Annotated in this window: 18 protein-coding genes; 14 read left to right on the top strand and 4 right to left on the bottom strand. The window is 69.2% G+C overall.

Annotated features, from left to right (window positions below):
* Positions 1 to 50 precede the first annotated feature (50 nt).
* The 6 genes from AB0G56_RS30815 to AB0G56_RS30840 all read left to right on the top strand — a co-directional run bounded on the left by AB0G56_RS30815 (position 51) and on the right by AB0G56_RS30840 (position 4934).
* Positions 51 to 338 (top strand): hypothetical protein, encoded by a 288-nt coding sequence (locus tag AB0G56_RS30815; RefSeq protein ID WP_360975644.1) that lies wholly within the window; start codon positions 51 to 53, stop codon positions 336 to 338.
* A gap of 799 nt (positions 339 to 1137) precedes the next feature.
* The gene (locus tag AB0G56_RS30820) at positions 1138 to 2208 is read left to right on the top strand and encodes a peptidoglycan DD-metalloendopeptidase family protein (protein ID WP_360975647.1); all 1071 of its coding nucleotides are present in this window, start codon (positions 1138 to 1140) and stop codon (positions 2206 to 2208) included.
* Positions 2209 to 2263: 55 nt separating this feature from the next.
* Positions 2264 to 3013 (top strand): hypothetical protein, encoded by a 750-nt coding sequence (locus AB0G56_RS30825; protein ID WP_360975650.1) that lies wholly within the window; start codon positions 2264 to 2266, stop codon positions 3011 to 3013.
* 169 nt (positions 3014 to 3182) lie between these two features.
* Positions 3183 to 3884, top strand: coding sequence for a hypothetical protein (locus tag AB0G56_RS30830; RefSeq protein WP_360975653.1), 702 nt, complete (start codon positions 3183 to 3185; stop codon positions 3882 to 3884).
* Between the two features lie 82 nt (positions 3885 to 3966).
* A complete protein-coding gene (locus AB0G56_RS30835) occupies positions 3967 to 4584 on the top strand; it encodes a hypothetical protein (protein WP_360975656.1) in 618 nt (205 codons plus the stop codon).
* Positions 4581 to 4934, top strand: coding sequence for a hypothetical protein (locus AB0G56_RS30840; RefSeq protein ID WP_360975659.1), 354 nt, complete (start codon positions 4581 to 4583; stop codon positions 4932 to 4934). The genes AB0G56_RS30835 and AB0G56_RS30840 overlap by 4 nt, the downstream gene beginning before the upstream one ends.
* Before the next feature lie 59 nt (positions 4935 to 4993).
* On the opposite strand, the gene AB0G56_RS30845 is transcribed toward AB0G56_RS30840, so the two are convergent.
* The 3 genes from AB0G56_RS30845 to AB0G56_RS30855 form a co-directional block, all read right to left on the bottom strand.
* Positions 4994 to 5413: a hypothetical protein gene (locus AB0G56_RS30845; RefSeq protein ID WP_360975662.1), complete on the bottom strand. Its 420-nt coding sequence runs from the start codon at positions 5411 to 5413 to the stop codon at positions 4994 to 4996.
* A 245-nt stretch (positions 5414 to 5658) separates the two neighbouring features.
* Positions 5659 to 5883: a DUF397 domain-containing protein gene (locus AB0G56_RS30850; protein ID WP_360975665.1), complete on the bottom strand. Its 225-nt coding sequence runs from the start codon at positions 5881 to 5883 to the stop codon at positions 5659 to 5661.
* 1 nt (position 5884) lies between these two features.
* Entirely contained in the window at positions 5885 to 6766 is an 882-nt protein-coding gene (locus AB0G56_RS30855) for a helix-turn-helix transcriptional regulator (protein ID WP_360975668.1), read from the bottom strand.
* Between the two features lie 294 nt (positions 6767 to 7060).
* Here AB0G56_RS30855 and AB0G56_RS30860 point away from each other — a divergent pair, with 294 nt between their 5' ends.
* The 6 genes from AB0G56_RS30860 (at position 7061) to AB0G56_RS30885 (ending at position 10200) form a co-directional block, all read left to right on the top strand.
* Positions 7061 to 7279: a hypothetical protein gene (locus AB0G56_RS30860; protein WP_360975671.1), complete on the top strand. Its 219-nt coding sequence runs from the start codon at positions 7061 to 7063 to the stop codon at positions 7277 to 7279.
* A complete protein-coding gene (locus AB0G56_RS30865) occupies positions 7276 to 7722 on the top strand; it encodes a hypothetical protein (RefSeq protein WP_360975674.1) in 447 nt (148 codons plus the stop codon). The genes AB0G56_RS30860 and AB0G56_RS30865 overlap by 4 nt, the downstream gene beginning before the upstream one ends.
* A complete protein-coding gene (locus AB0G56_RS30870) occupies positions 7719 to 8171 on the top strand; it encodes an ATP-binding protein (protein WP_360975677.1) in 453 nt (150 codons plus the stop codon). Before AB0G56_RS30865 ends, AB0G56_RS30870 begins: the two co-directional genes overlap by 4 nt.
* A 77-nt stretch (positions 8172 to 8248) precedes the next feature.
* On the top strand, positions 8249 to 8581 hold the full coding sequence (locus tag AB0G56_RS30875) for a DUF6415 family natural product biosynthesis protein (protein WP_360975680.1): 333 nt from the start codon (positions 8249 to 8251) through the stop codon (positions 8579 to 8581).
* Positions 8578 to 9249 carry a hypothetical protein gene (locus AB0G56_RS30880; RefSeq protein WP_360975683.1) on the top strand — a complete coding sequence of 224 codons (672 nt, stop codon included), beginning with the start codon at positions 8578 to 8580 and terminating at the stop codon, positions 9247 to 9249. Before AB0G56_RS30875 ends, AB0G56_RS30880 begins: the two co-directional genes overlap by 4 nt.
* Before the next feature lie 39 nt (positions 9250 to 9288).
* Positions 9289 to 10200 (top strand): phosphotransferase, encoded by a 912-nt coding sequence (locus tag AB0G56_RS30885; RefSeq protein ID WP_360975686.1) that lies wholly within the window; start codon positions 9289 to 9291, stop codon positions 10198 to 10200.
* 73 nt (positions 10201 to 10273) lie between these two features.
* Here the strand turns inward: AB0G56_RS30885 and AB0G56_RS30890 are convergent, their stop codons facing one another.
* Positions 10274 to 11731 carry a DUF2637 domain-containing protein gene (locus AB0G56_RS30890; protein WP_360975689.1) on the bottom strand — a complete coding sequence of 486 codons (1458 nt, stop codon included), beginning with the start codon at positions 11729 to 11731 and terminating at the stop codon, positions 10274 to 10276.
* A 311-nt stretch (positions 11732 to 12042) separates the two neighbouring features.
* On the opposite strand from AB0G56_RS30890, the gene AB0G56_RS30895 reads away from it, so the two are divergent.
* Together AB0G56_RS30895 and AB0G56_RS30900 are read left to right on the top strand one after the other, a co-directional pair.
* Positions 12043 to 12741: a hypothetical protein gene (locus AB0G56_RS30895; RefSeq protein ID WP_331720842.1), complete on the top strand. Its 699-nt coding sequence runs from the start codon at positions 12043 to 12045 to the stop codon at positions 12739 to 12741.
* Positions 12742 to 12755: 14 nt separating this feature from the next.
* Positions 12756 to 13640, top strand: a complete 885-nt coding sequence (locus AB0G56_RS30900; protein ID WP_331720843.1) for a hypothetical protein — start codon at positions 12756 to 12758, stop codon at positions 13638 to 13640.
* The last annotated feature ends 202 nt before the right edge of the window (positions 13641 to 13842 follow it).

Here is a 13842-nt window from a genome sequence, read left to right on the forward strand (position 1 = left end):
CCGCCGTACGGCGTCCCAGACGATTCGCCTGAGCCATCCCGTGGTTGCGGATGTGCGGATCGAACGGCACGGTGACCACGGCCGACACCTGGGACTGGAGCATCGTCGCGGCCGCCTTCACCGCCGCCGGCAGACGCCCCTCGCCCGGTGCGGTCAAGGCCACGACCATGCGCTGGAGCGGCAGCCCTTCGGCTGACGCCGCTTTGACGGCGGTCTGGAGCGCGGCCACTCCGGGCCCGGTCGTCGGCGCGCACAGGACAGGGACCGCGAAGGGCAGCGAGCACCAGGCGGCCGTCAGGCCGGGCACGTTCTGGGTGCGCGCGGTGACGATGTCGTGAGCTACCGGGTGGGCCGTGTCGGCCACAGCGACCCGCCAGCCTCCTCCGGCCGCCAGCTGAGACCAGGCAGCCGGCTCAGCAGGCAGGGCAAGAGGACCGTGGTTCCACTCCCGGTGATCGGTGAGTACGGCCCACTCGCCGCCCGGCCCGATCGACCGCGAGGCGGCCGCGCGTACCTGAGCACGGGTGAACGGCTGGTCCGGAGGCACCGACGCCAGCCCCAAGCCAGGCGTGTCGGGCCAGGACGGCCACGGCGACGTAAGGCGTGGAGCTGTGTCCAGCACGACGCTGGGTCCCAGAGAGGTCAGTGAACAGGCCAGCAGGCCCGAGATAGTTGAGCGGCCGCTTCCGCCACCCGCACCCAACACCGGTACAAACAAACGGCTTTGGTCGGGCAACGTCACGGCCGTCTGCGATTTCTTAGCCAACGCTCCCCCGCATTGCGACTGTAACCATCACGGCGGTCACTGGATGTGAACACGTGTCCGGAAGTCTATGCCGGGCAGCCGCACGACTAGTGGTGCCCTTGAGGCGGACTGCGTGTCAAATCCTTTATGTGGCACGCTACTTGTCATCGTTCGTGATCTTTAACCGTCCTTTGCCCCGATCTGTTGCGCCTCGTGAGGGTGATCCCTCGGCCACCCGTCTTACTTGCTTTGGGGGCGGAAATGCGATGTGGCAGGGTGACGTTGACGCTGCCGGGGGGTTTGCCGGACAGGGCGACGCGTACACGGACTGCCCATGGCTCCCCTCGCGACGGCACTGGGCGGTGTAGGGCGCAGGCAAGGGGGAGTGTGGCTTGAAAGCCAAACGGGGGATCGCGCTGCTGGTAGTGGGCTTCGTCGTCAGTCCGCTGGCGCTGGGGCTCGGCATCATCCTTCTCATCGCGGCATCCGACGACGACAAAGGCGGTGGCAGCGGAGGCGACTTTCAGCTGAGCGGGGGATTGCTGCGTGTAGGAAAAGGCTATGTGCCGGAAAAGTACGCGGCAATTATTGAGAAGGCCGCAGCGAGCTGCGACCAGGGACTTCCGGCGGCCGTACTGGCCGCGCAGCTTGAGGCTGAGTCAAACTTCAACCCCGAAGCGCAGTCCAAGGACCCAGTAACCCACAAGCCCATCGCGGACGGCATTGCGCAGTTCATACCGGATACCTGGGCGACCGAAGGAATCGACGGAAACGGCGACGGAAAGATCAACGTCTGGGACCCCGAGGACGCCATTCCGTCGCAGGGCAGCATGATGTGCAAACTCTTGAAGACTGCCAAAGCCCACCCGCAGTACAGCGGTTCACCGATTGAGCTCGCTCTGGCAGGCTATAACGCTGGCTGGGGCCAAGTGGACAGGTACAAGGGTGTTCCGCCCGCCTCTTTTGCGGGCGGACAGACCTACGACTACGTCAAAAGCATCATGGCCAATGTGGCGAGGCTGACCGCTCCCGACACGTCCGGAGACCCCGGAATGTCAGGGGATTGGACGCGGCCGGTCGACGCACCGCTCGGAACGCCCTACCACCAGTCAGGCGGCATGTGGTCCAGCGGGTACCACACCGGAATCGACTTCGTCGCGGGCATCGGAACACCGGTAAGGGCGGCCGGGCCCGGAAAAGTCGTCTCGGCCTCTCGGGTCAATGCCTACGGGCGGCAGGTCATAATCCGTCACGCCGACGGCATGTATACCCAGTACGCCCACATGTCGGAGCTGAAGGTCTCGACCGGAGACACCGTCAAGGGAGGCCAGGTCATCGGCCTCTCCGGTGCAGACGGCAACGTGAGCGGGCCGCACCTGCACTTCGAGGTGCGCACCGGCCCCGACTACGGAACGGACGTCGCCCCGCTGCCCTACCTGCGCAAGAAGGGCGTGAACATCTAGCCCGCCCGCCAGCCCCGAGCGCACAGCACCCAAGCACCTACCCCGAGGAACCACCGTGCACGACGAACACCAGCAGCTCCGGCCGTGGGGCACCGTCACGCCCGACTTCTGGGAGGGCGGGAAGGCTCCGGCTTCGGGCCCCGTCACGGACCAACCCGTACGGCCGGTGGAGCCCGCCGTCCCCCAGCAGGCTCCGCCAGCCGAAGAGACGCGGCGCCCTCCCGCTGTCCTGGCCAAGGTCGAAGCCGCGCAGGAGACCGAGCCCGAGGCCGCGCCGGCGGCCGCAGCTGCCGTTCCCGCTTCCGCCCAGCAGGCGGCCGCCGCCGTGACGTCGTCCCCTTCCCCGGAGGACGGGCCGCCAGCGGCCTACCAGGATCGGATCAACGCCGTCGTCGCCGCCTTCGGCCGACCCGAGGACCGCGAGGGTCTGGCGGCCGCGGCCATCGAGGCCGAGAAGCTCGACCAGGAGTTCACCGCGCAGTACGGCCAGCAGCACCCCCACACCGTCCGCCTCCGCGAGATCCGCGGCTGGCTCGCACTCCTCGCGGGCCAGCCGGCCGTGGCTGCCCGCTGGTACCTGCACACCACCGGCCTCCAGATCGCACTGCACGGTGCGGCCCACGCAGAGACCGAAGGTTCCGTACGGCGAGCCGTCCACACCTGGCAGCAGGTCAAGGACCCCGCAGAGGTCGTACAGATCGGGGGCGATCTGGCCAAGGTTGTGACCGCCGCGTTCGGTGAGGACAGCGACGCCGCGCGCTTCATCCGGGCCCGCATCGCCCGCTACCAGCAGGCCCCGCAGTAGATCAGTGCCGTCCACCGCGAGCCCCCGGCCATGCCGGGGGCTCACGTGCTTCCTGGCCGAATCAGGTCCTCTCCCGCTGCCGTCGGCCCTGCCCGCTTGACGGTTGTCGGGGTTCCCCGCCAAACTCTTCCTTGTCGGGGAACCCCGACAAGGATTGCGGAGGGTATCTGTGACGACCACCTACAGCCCCAACTACAAGGGCACGCAGTGGAAGATCGCGCAGGTCGAGCTGGACCCGGAAACCGGGACTCCCGCGACGACCGTGCAGGAGCCGAACGAGCTCGCCGGCCCCACCGTCTACTGGCCTGACGGCACCACGTCCTACGTCCTCCACTTCAAGGGGGGCCACATCAGCTGGACCGTCGCCGACGAGGCCGACACCGCACTGCGGGCCCTTGAGGCCCTCCGCAGCGGAGAGGAGATCACCCCGGACGCGCTCCGGGCGTACCTCCGCGACGTGCGGCGGCTGGAGACGCGCATGACCGCCCTGAAGGAGGAGTTGCTGCTGTTCGCCCGCGAGTCCGGCTCGAACGGCCGGGCCCGGCTCCCCTTCCGGGACATCGGCGAGGAGTTGGGGCAGCACCACAGCACCGTGGGCGAACGGCACCAGCGCATCCTCGACGGCGACACCGCCCAGTGGCGCGGATGGCTGACCCAGCACACGGAGCGCGCTGCCATGTACGCCAACGGCGGCGAGCTTCCCCGCACCCCTCAGCCCGAGCGCGAGCACGAGACCGGTGTCTACGACAGCCAGGAAGAGCCGGGGAAGGTGCTGGCCCGCTGCCGCTGCGGATGGTCCGGTCCCGCCGGCACCAACACCGTGATCGCCTCACGGCAGGGCAAGGCCCATGAGGCCGAGCCGGACGCGTGAACCCCGAGGCTGCCGACTGCTTGGAGGCGTCGCGGCAGCCCCGGGGGCCCTCAGTCCCGTAACGACGAAACGAGGAACACCCATGATGACCGACCGGCCCACCCCCGCGCAGGCCCTGGCCTTAACCGGCGCTCTCCTGGCGACCTGGGACGCACTGCACCCTCTGTTCGACCAGTGGTTCCAGGACAGCAGGGACGCGGCCAACAAGGGTGCCTGCGGGCATCACCTGGTCTACCGGGACGGCACGCCCGTCGGCGAGCAAGCCGAGGGGGACGACCGCGCGGGGCAGCCCACCATGACCGCCACCCGCTTGGGCTGGATCAGCGCAGCACGGCACGTGGCCAGCTACTCCGCGGGGCAGCTGACGGGGACGGTCCTCCTCACCCGCGTGCTCGGCTACCGCGTACCCGCCTCGGCACTGGTCGCCGGTGCGGGGATCAACGCCCTCACCCACCTGGTGATCGACAAGCGCCAGCCGCTGCTCTGGCTGGCCACCAGGGCGGGGAAGGGCGGATACGTCGACCACTGCACCGTCGTGCGCCGCCTCGATGAGGACGGCGCGGCCCGAGCGGAGGAGTCAGGACCCGGGACCGCGCTTTTCGAGCTCGATCAGGCTCTCCACCGCGCCATCGGCGCCTTCGCCGCTGTCACCACGACTTGGCTGACCATCCGCTCGATGAAGAAGGGACGTACGCGATGACCGAGGACCTGTGGAGCCTTCTGCGCTCGACGTGCGAGGTGCAGCGTATGGGCGACGAGCTCCGCGTGAGCGACGCCGCCGGCACCACCACGCCCGAGCAGGAACGGGAGTACCGGCTGTGCCGCGCCGCGCTTGCCCAGCGCCACCTCGCGGCCGCCGGCACCACCGGCAGCGACCTCCAGGAGGCGCGCGAGGATGCCGAGTTGACCGCGAGCCTGCTGTGGAAGCACGACGCCCTGCACGGCAGTCACCGCGGCCCGCTCCCGGCGAAGCTTCCGGGCTGGAAGGCGTCGAACCTCGGCGACTACGTCCGCCAGGAGGCCGACGCGGCGGGCCTGAACCCCTGCTGACCGGGCTCCCATACGCAGAACGCCCCCGCCGACCGGCGGGGGCGTTCTCGTTGTGCTGGCTACGCCCGGGGGGACACCAGTCCCCGGCCCGGATAGGGGTCATGGACCTCGTGGAGGGGCCGCACATTCCCGTTGGGAGTTACCGGGATGCTCGCTCCGTGCATCCACCGGTAGAGCTCCTCCCCGCGGTGCAGCCCGTAGACGTACCGGACCTTGCTGCCGTCGGGGAGCGGGCTGTTCAGCAGGCTCAGCAGGTAGGTGATGAGTTCTCCCCCGCGTTCGGCGTTGACCGTGGCGGCCTCGTGCCACGGCTCCTCGTCGCCGTCGATCTGGAGCATGATCCGCGCAGGCTCGCCGTGCTCGACGTCGGTGCGCTTCTCGCCGTTCGGTGGTCCCCACAGGTCGACCGCAACGATGCGATCCGCTCGTACAAGGCGATCCGTGGACGTGCGGACCCAGGTGTTCACCATTGCCGACATGCTGCCTCACTCCCCGCGTGCGCCGAACAACCGGGCAATCGCCCCCACTTGGGAACGACAGCCCAGAGTGGCGCGATCTATCCCACACCACTGTCTGTTTTCTATCACTGGGTAAAGACACCGGTCCTGCGGGTTTCTTCCTGGGGCCGGGCCGCTGACCTCGTCCATCACGGGGAGACGCGCGGAAACGGCGACGGCCCGGCAGGAGATGCTCCTGCCGGGCCGCTGCGTGCGGGTGGTGGGTCTTAGCGGGACGGCTCGTCCCCTGTTGCGAAGGCGATGAAGTTCATCCACGCGACGCGGTCGAACTCGAAAGTGCCGCCGTCGGGGTCCTTGGAATCCCGTACCGCCATCTTGCCGGCGGGGCCGGTGGCCAGGCGTCGGGCCTGGACGCACTGGCCACCCTGGTTGTCGCTGTAGCTGGAGGTGAACCAGTCTCCGGTCTGCGGGCCGTCGTCCCGGTGGGCCATGTCAGAACTCCTTGATTGCCTTGTGGATCATGCTCACGGACTCCGTGTGTCCTGGAGCGGCCGCTTGCAGGTCGGTGAAACTCTCGTCGTAACGGTCGGTGTCGGAGGGCTTGCGCAGGACCCAGGCATCGGCGCGGTTCTCCAGGTAGACGATCGGCGGGAACGGCGAGCGGTCACCGAAGCGCAGGATGGTGAAGGCGCCGTTCATGCCGGGGTGCGCGCCGAGGTCGAAGGGGACGACCTGGATGCGGACGTTGGGAAGGGAGGTCGCGAGTTCAGCGATGTGGCCCAGCTGCTCGCGCATCACCTCGGCGTTGCCGACGCGCCGCTTGAGAACGGACTCGTTGATGATGGCGGTCAGCCTGAGCGGGGAGTTGTCGCGGTGCAGGGCTTCCTGACGCGTCATCCGTACGGCTACGAGCTTGTCGATCTCGGCAGGGCTGAGCTCCTGTGTTGGGAGCGGCAGGGCCCTTACGTACGCCTCCGTCTGGAGCAGGCCGGGGATGAACTCGTTCTCGTAGTTGTGCACCGCGGCGGCAACGGCCTCCTGGCCCAGGTACGCCTTGAAGCCGGGGCTGATGACCGGGGCCAGCTCGCGCTTCTGCCACCAGTCCTTTTTCGTCTTGGTGACGGTGGCGTAGCCGACCAGGGTGTCGCGGTGCTCGGTCTCCGCCCCGTAGATGTCGCACAGCGCCATGACGTCCGCCGGCTCCACGATGCCGTTCTCGGCAGCTTCGAGCCGATTGATCTTTGACGGGCTGACCACCAGGCGCTTTGCCACCGCCGTGGCGGTCAGTCCCTTCGCCTCCCGCAGGCCCCGCAGCTCGATCGCCAGCTGGAGACGGCACAACGCAGGTGCTGCTGACCCTGCTTCTTCACTCATCTCGCGTCCCTTCGTCGAGCAAGGGCCAGTGTGTCGGTCGCCCTTCTGCCACGGCAAGAAATCTTCTGCACTGGCGCGATGAATTCTGCCAGCCCGTGAACATCTGTCAGGACCGCCTTCGTGTACGGGTGTTCGAGCGTCAATGCTCCGCGCAGAATTCTGCGGGAAGGGTATTCACGGTATCGAATCTGGTGGCATCCTGGGTCGGGTCACCACAGAACGCGCTCACCCCGCGACTCCAAGTGATCTTGGCTCTGGGGCTGCCGCGTACGTACCGACCGGGAGGGAACCCGGATGTCGAAGCCCAGCCAGGTCGCCGAGGGGCGACGGTTCGAGATTCCCGTCAGCCACGAGCTCTTACGTCAGCTCCAGGGCGCGCTGTGCATCAGGTGCGGAATCCAGGGCGGTCAACTCTTCCCTGACGGACGTGCGTTCACCGTCTCCCCGGGCGACTGCGACCCCATCGCGTGGGACGTGCGTGCCCACGCGAAGTGCGTCGGGGGCGCCCGGTGACCGCATTGGACATCGACCGGGCGTGCTGCCTCGGCGCCCTCAGCGCGCGACTCCCCGCCGGCCTGACGGGCGACGCCGTGGCCATACCGGCCCGCCTCGGCGACAGCGTGCTCCACACGCTCGATGCCCTCTACCCCCAGCTGCGACCCGCCGTCCTGCACGAGCTGACCCGGGCGCGTACCTACCTGTTCACCGAGCCCGGACAGGGGGGTGTCTGGGGTGAGGACGTCTGGACGCTCGACGCCGGAACCTGGCTCGCCACCCCCCACCAGCTGAACGGCTCCTGCGGAGACCTGAAGGTCTGGCGCCACCGGCCGGAGTCCGGGGGCCGCGTGCTCCCCGTCACCGACCTGCGCCGAGCGATGCGCCTGGCCCACCCCGCCCTTCGGTGGCGCGCTACCGGGACGCCCGTCCAGCACAGCAATGCCGGAGGCATCCTGTGACGCCAGTATCTGCATCCGTCCCGAACGGCCCCGACAGCCGGGTGTACGTGTTCGACCGCGCCCCCACCGTGCCCGCCCTCGCCCGGCGCCGGGTCCGAGCCGCCCTCACCGACTGGCAGGTCTCCCCGGATGACATCGACACAGCGGAACAGGTGATTGCCGAGATCGCGACGAACGCGATCGAGCACACCGAGTCCCGCCGTATCCGTCTGGAGGTCGAGCGCCACCCCGACGAGATCCAGGTCGCCGTACGCGACAGCGGCCCCCGGCCGCACACCTCCCTCGCCGCGCGGACCGACTCCAACGCCGCCCTCGAAGAGGGCGGCCGCGGCTTGCTCCTGGTCCACGCGCTCGCGGCGCGGTGGGGCGCTGACCCCACTCCGGGAAACGGGCTGCGGGTCTGGGCCGCCATCCGTCCGGGAGCCTCCTCCACGCACGGGAGTCGTTGATGTCCCGCCCGCTCATGCCCGCGCCCCCCGCCCACGTTCGGCGAACGCCAGGCCCGCCGGTCGACCTGCTCGCCCGCGTGGCCCAGCGCCTCCGGGAGGTGAAGCCGCTGGACGAGATCCTGGACGACATTGGCGACGTGCTCGGGAACCAGGCGCCACCGGCCGCCGAATGTGAGGACCTTGACCAGCGGCTGCGAGCCGACCTCATCAGGCTCACCCGGATCGCCCTGGCCGCGGGGGACGAGGACCCCGAGGTGTCCGCCCTGCTCCAGCGCGCTGACCGGCTGCTGGCCGAGGACGTGCTGGCCGACTATCAGCTGACGCTCGGGTCTCTGCGCCGGATGGCCAGCACGGCCAACGACCTCCTGGAGCGGCTCACGGAGACCGGCAGCATAAAGGAGGTCGCGTGAACACCCCGCGCCAACTCACCTGGAACGGATGGCACGTCCCCTTCATCGCTCCCTGGAGCCGTGAGACCCCCCGGGCTGGCACGGTCGTCCGGGCCCCCCGGGGGGCCGGGATCGCCTACGCCGACGAATTCGCTGCCGCCGACCGCAGGAACGGCACCCTGTGGGTCCGCTTCCCGGCTTGTCGCGGAGCCGGGAAGCCCAACCTGGCCGGGGTCCACCCGCTGCGCCAACGGCAGGCGATGAGCCACCTGCTGTGCCAGGTCTGCGCGAAGTCGACGTACGACGACGCGTTCAGCCGCCGGGGTGGCCGACACCTCTTCCTCGTACGAGCCGATGAGGGGCAGGAGATCCGCGAGGGCGAGACGACCGCGACACCGCCCATCTGCGCCCCCTGCGCCACCGAGTCCGTCCGCGCCTGCCCCGAACTACGCAAGGGGTATACGGCCGCCCTCGTCGAGCGCCCCCAGCCCTGGGGCGTGGCCGGCACCCTCTACAACCCGCGCACGCTCAGGCCGATGCCCGCGCCGAAGACCCGCGACGGCCTGACCTTCGTGAGCTACGAAGACCCCCAACTCCCCTGGACCCTTGCGGCCCGCGACGTCGTGACGCTCCTCGGCTGCACCACCGTCGACCTTGACCGTCTGCTGGCCCACGGCGTCACCGCCTAGGACTTCCCGCACCCGAACCCCTCAAGGAGAGGCACCCTCATGTCGGAGACCACCGCGCATCCCGCTGTTGCTCAGTTCGGCATCCCGCGCCAGTCGACCGCGCCGGTCGAAGGTCGAGCCGAGGCCGAGCAGGTCGCGGGCACCCCCGCCGGATGGGAACTGAAGAAGGACCGCGGCAGCACGACCGTGTGGATGGTGACCGGCCCGACGGGGCAGTGGGCCCTGAAGATCGGCCGCGGCGAGGACGCGGCCGTCGTCGCCCGGGAAGCCGAGGTTCTCCGGCACATCGCCACCGTGCCCCCGACGTCGTACGGCGCGCGCTCCAAGGGCGGCAGGACATCCGACAGTGCTTGGCAGCTCACGCCCTGGCTGGAAGGCCCCTCGACCTGGGAAGCCTTTCGTACGGTCCGGGACGGGGGTACGGACCGGTCGCAGGCCCTCGCGGCCGCCGTGGACCTGGCGGCCGCGGTCGGTGCACTGCACCAGAGCGGATGGGTGCACGGTGACGTCCAGCCCCACCACGCCATCCACGCCCGGGGCGGCGTACGGCTGATCGGCTGCTCCTGGGCCTGGCACCTGAAGCTCCCGCCCTCCTACGCCTCCCACAGCGGGCTGCTGCACCTCATGTCTCCCGAGCTGATCCGCCGCGTGGAGTCCGAGCAGAGGCCGATCGCACCCAGCCAGCCGGACGAGACCTATGCCCTGGCCGCCGGCCTGTGGTGGGCGGCCACCAACTCGTGGCCGCTGGACTACACCCATCTGGGGATCGACCCGGCGACGTTCACGGCAAGGGGACTCCGGCAGGTCCTCGTACGCCGGTGGCCTCCGCTCGGACGGATCTCCGGGTGGCCGCAGCTGGAGGAAGTCCTGCGGCCCGTACTCACTGCACGGCCGAACGAGCGGCCCTCGGCGCTGCACCTGGCCCAGTGGCTTCGGTCCTTGCCGTCGTAGCCGGACCCGTCACCGCGCACGACTGAGGGGCCCGACGATCCGTCGGGCCCCTCAGTCGTGCCGAACCACACCCTTACGCCAGTGCGGCCTCCTTCGCTGCCTCGCTCGCGTCAGCCGATCGCTGCTGCCCGATGGCGGCCCCTTCGTCCTCCTGGCGCTCCCGGGGAGCGTCCGCGTCAGGAGCCTGGGCTTCCGCGGCGTGGTGTTGCGGCGCGGGCTCCGGAGCCGTGGCGACCGCCTTGCGGCGAGCTCGTTCGGCCTCCGCCTCCATCGCCGCATGCCGCAACTCCGGCAGGAGCTGCTTGACGGCCGTACGCACCGCCCCCTCCTTCATGAGGCCCTCCTGCTTTCCGCCGTTGTCGAGACCCAGCCCCGCGGCCTGGCCCAGGGCCATGTTGGCCCGGTAGGCCGCCGAGTTGGCCACTTGGGCGTTGGTGTCCAGCACTCTTAGGTCACCGGCGAGGATCTGCGCCACCAGGGCGTCCCGGAGCTGATCCTTCTTCGACTTGCTGCTGGAGGCACCCAACGGCTGAACCGGCTCCGGCCGGACGGGAGGCAGGGCGGCGGCTGGGGAAGGCGCGGGAGCCGGTGCCGGTACCGGGGGGCCTATCGGTCCGGCAGCTGCACCGCTGGGTTCCGCGACGGGCGGGGCGGCTGGCACGTGCTGGACCGGAGCGGGACGGGGCTCTCGCGGTGCTTGAGGGACGGGCGCCGGGCGGGGCACCTCCTGCGGAGCGGGCCGGGGCTCTGCTCGCGGTGTCGTCTCTTCCTCGTCCGGCTCCGCGCCTGTGGCCGGCGCAGGGAGCGGGGTGCGCGAGCCGGGGGCGCGGACGTACTGCAAGGTGTCGTGCAGGTCCTTGCGCCACTGCTTCCACATCTCCCGGGGGTAGCCGATGAAGGGAACCCACAACAGCAGGCTGTAGCCCCGCTCCGCGTTCTTCTTTTTCTTCTTCGGGTACTTCCCCAGGACCAGCTGCTCGACCTTCTTGAGCAAGGACTCCAGGAAGATGGCGTACACCAGGGGCGGGATGACCGCGACGAGCCGCCCGCCGAGGGTGGGCGATTCCCCGGGGGCGTGCGGGGTGTGCAGCAGGTTCATCACGGCCGAGGCCACGATGAACCCGACCAGGTAGAGGCGGGTCAGCTGGCTGGACCGAGCGGTCAGCGCCTCGAACAGCCGCAGCAGCGACAGGCCGAGCGCACCGGCGTCCAGCAGCAGCGCGAAGCCCGTTGCTGAGGTCCACGAGCCTCCGTTGCGGTCGAAGGCGTACGCCTTCTGTGCGCCGAAGGACAGCCAGGCCGCGATGCCCGCGATGCAGAAGATGATGATGAAGGAGACCGAGAGGCTGATGACGGCGAGGCGCCGGCGCCAGGTCTTGCGCCGCTCCTCCGCCAGCTTCTCGCGGTCCTCCGCGGACAGCTTGTCCTGCTCGCGCGTACGGCGGGAGCGGAGTACCAGGGCCACGATGCCGAAGACACAGAGCGCCGCGAAGCCGATGCCGGCAGGCAGCAGGAACTTCTCGTCCATCATCCTCGGGAACCCTTCTCCCTGTTCGCGGCCGGGGCCTCGGGCGGGATGGGCCTGCGGCTGATGTCCGCCGCCTGGTGACGCATGGACACTCCGATCATCGGTTTCTGGGGCTCGGGCTCCATAACCCTAGGGCGCGACACCCGCAGCCCCTGATACCGCAGCATCCTCCTCCAGCTCCGCAGTCCCGGCGGCTTCTTTTCGGTCCGTCCGTCACACGGATGCGGGACCAACGAAGTCGGTTTGGGTGCTGGTCGTACAAAAACCGGCGTCTAGCCCTTCCCGGGCAGTCCTGCCTCGGTACCCTCCGGGCCATGGACTGGACGATGAAGAACCCCCTCCCAGCCGAGGGACGAACAGTTGGGTTCGTGGGCAAGGGCGGGGGCTCCAAGTCGACGTCCCTGATCCACTGCCTGCGCTACTGGGGCGTGATGGGCATCCCTGCCGTGGGACATGATGCCGACGACTCCGACAAGAAGGCCGACGGCTCCTTGAAGGCGTGGGCCAACATGCTGCCGGTCACGGGCCCAGGACTCGGCTCTCCCGTCTACGGAGTGCCTGACGCGCCCTCGCTGGCAGCCGAGGTGAACCGCCTGCGGTCGCCCCACGGCATCTCGGCGATTGACACCAAGGCGTGGGAGAACGACCCGGCCAATCTCCACTATGCGACGATCCGGACCTCCGATTTGCTGGTCCTGGCGCTCTACCCCAGCGGGATGGAGACCTATCGCGGCGGTTCGATCCTCGGGGCCATGGACACGGTCGAAGGGATGACGGGGCACCGGCCGCGGCTGGTGTGTCTCCTGACCCGGTTCAACCCTCGTTCCAGCTCCGTCGACGAAGTCCGTAACGAGCTCGAAGCGGACGGACTGCCTGTGCTCAAGGCCCAGATCCCCGCCTCCGAGGACAAGCGCACCGGCCTTGCTCACAGCTTCGGGAAGATGCCCCGCCTCAAGGCCGACTCCCCTCTTCATCAACTCGCCAAGGAACTCGTCTTGGAGCTCGCCAAATGACAGCTCGTCCCAGCATGACCCGCAGCCCTCTGCGGGACGCCGCCGCCAAGGAGCCGGTGAAGGTCCCTGGCTTGGATGCCAACCGCTTCACCGGAACCAACGTCATCAACCCCGCTGTGGCCATCAAGGGGTCTCCGCAGGAGCGGCTCGCGCAGGTCACCGCTTTGCTGAAGGAGGCCAAGGAGAACGGCGAGGAGGCCGTCGCCGACATCAAGGCAGTCGGCGCGGTCAACAAGGGGCTCCTCCTGGCCTACGCCAAGGAAGAGGACCTATGGCAGCACTCGGGGCACGCGAAGTTCGAGGAGTGGGGCGCCGAGGTCCTGGAGATCAGCACGAAGTACGTGCACCGTCTGGTCCGAGAGGCTGCCGCCCTGGCCAAGGTGGTGGCCCTGAACGATCAGTGTAAAAAAGTGCACCGCATCAGCCGCCCCTCCCATGCGGTCGTCATCGCGGCGGTCATCGACCAGTACGGCGACGAGGCGGCCTTGAAGGTGATTCCCAAGGCTCACGAACTCGCGGCGCAGCAGAACCGGACCCGCCCCACGGCCGCCCTCTTCGAGCAGGCGGCCAAGGAGCTCGGCTACCCCGTCAAGCTCATCAGCGACGACACTGACGACAGCCCCGCCGCTCTCGTCGCGCCTACGGCCGTCGTGCGGACCCAGCACACCCTGGGGCGCTTCACCACCGCGCTTGGCGGCGTCAGGGAGAAGCACATCGCGGCCATGTCTCGAAGTGACGTCGACGCCATCCGCGTCCAGGCGGAGGCCGCTCGCGCGCAGCTCGACCAGTACCTCGGCATCATCGACAAGGTGTATCCGAAGAAGGCCATCCCCAGCTCTCGCGCGGAGACGGGCGGTGCGGAGCAGCCCGAGGAGGTCCAGGACCAGGCCGTGGCCTGACCGGCCCCCAGCATGACGAAGGCCCCCGCCGCTGGCGGGGGCCTTCGTCATGCTGGGCTAAGCGGAAAGGCGTGGGGACCCGCACGCCACGGGACCAGTGGTCAGTGCGCAAACAGCCGCAGGGGAGACCGAGGTGACCGTCGGAGTGATGAGGGCGGTCAACTTCGCGGTGTACCCGTCGGGGGTGATCCTGGTCAACTTC

The organism is Streptomyces sp. NPDC021356 (genome assembly GCF_040641015.1).
Lineage (GTDB): Bacteria > Actinomycetota > Actinomycetes > Streptomycetales > Streptomycetaceae > Streptomyces.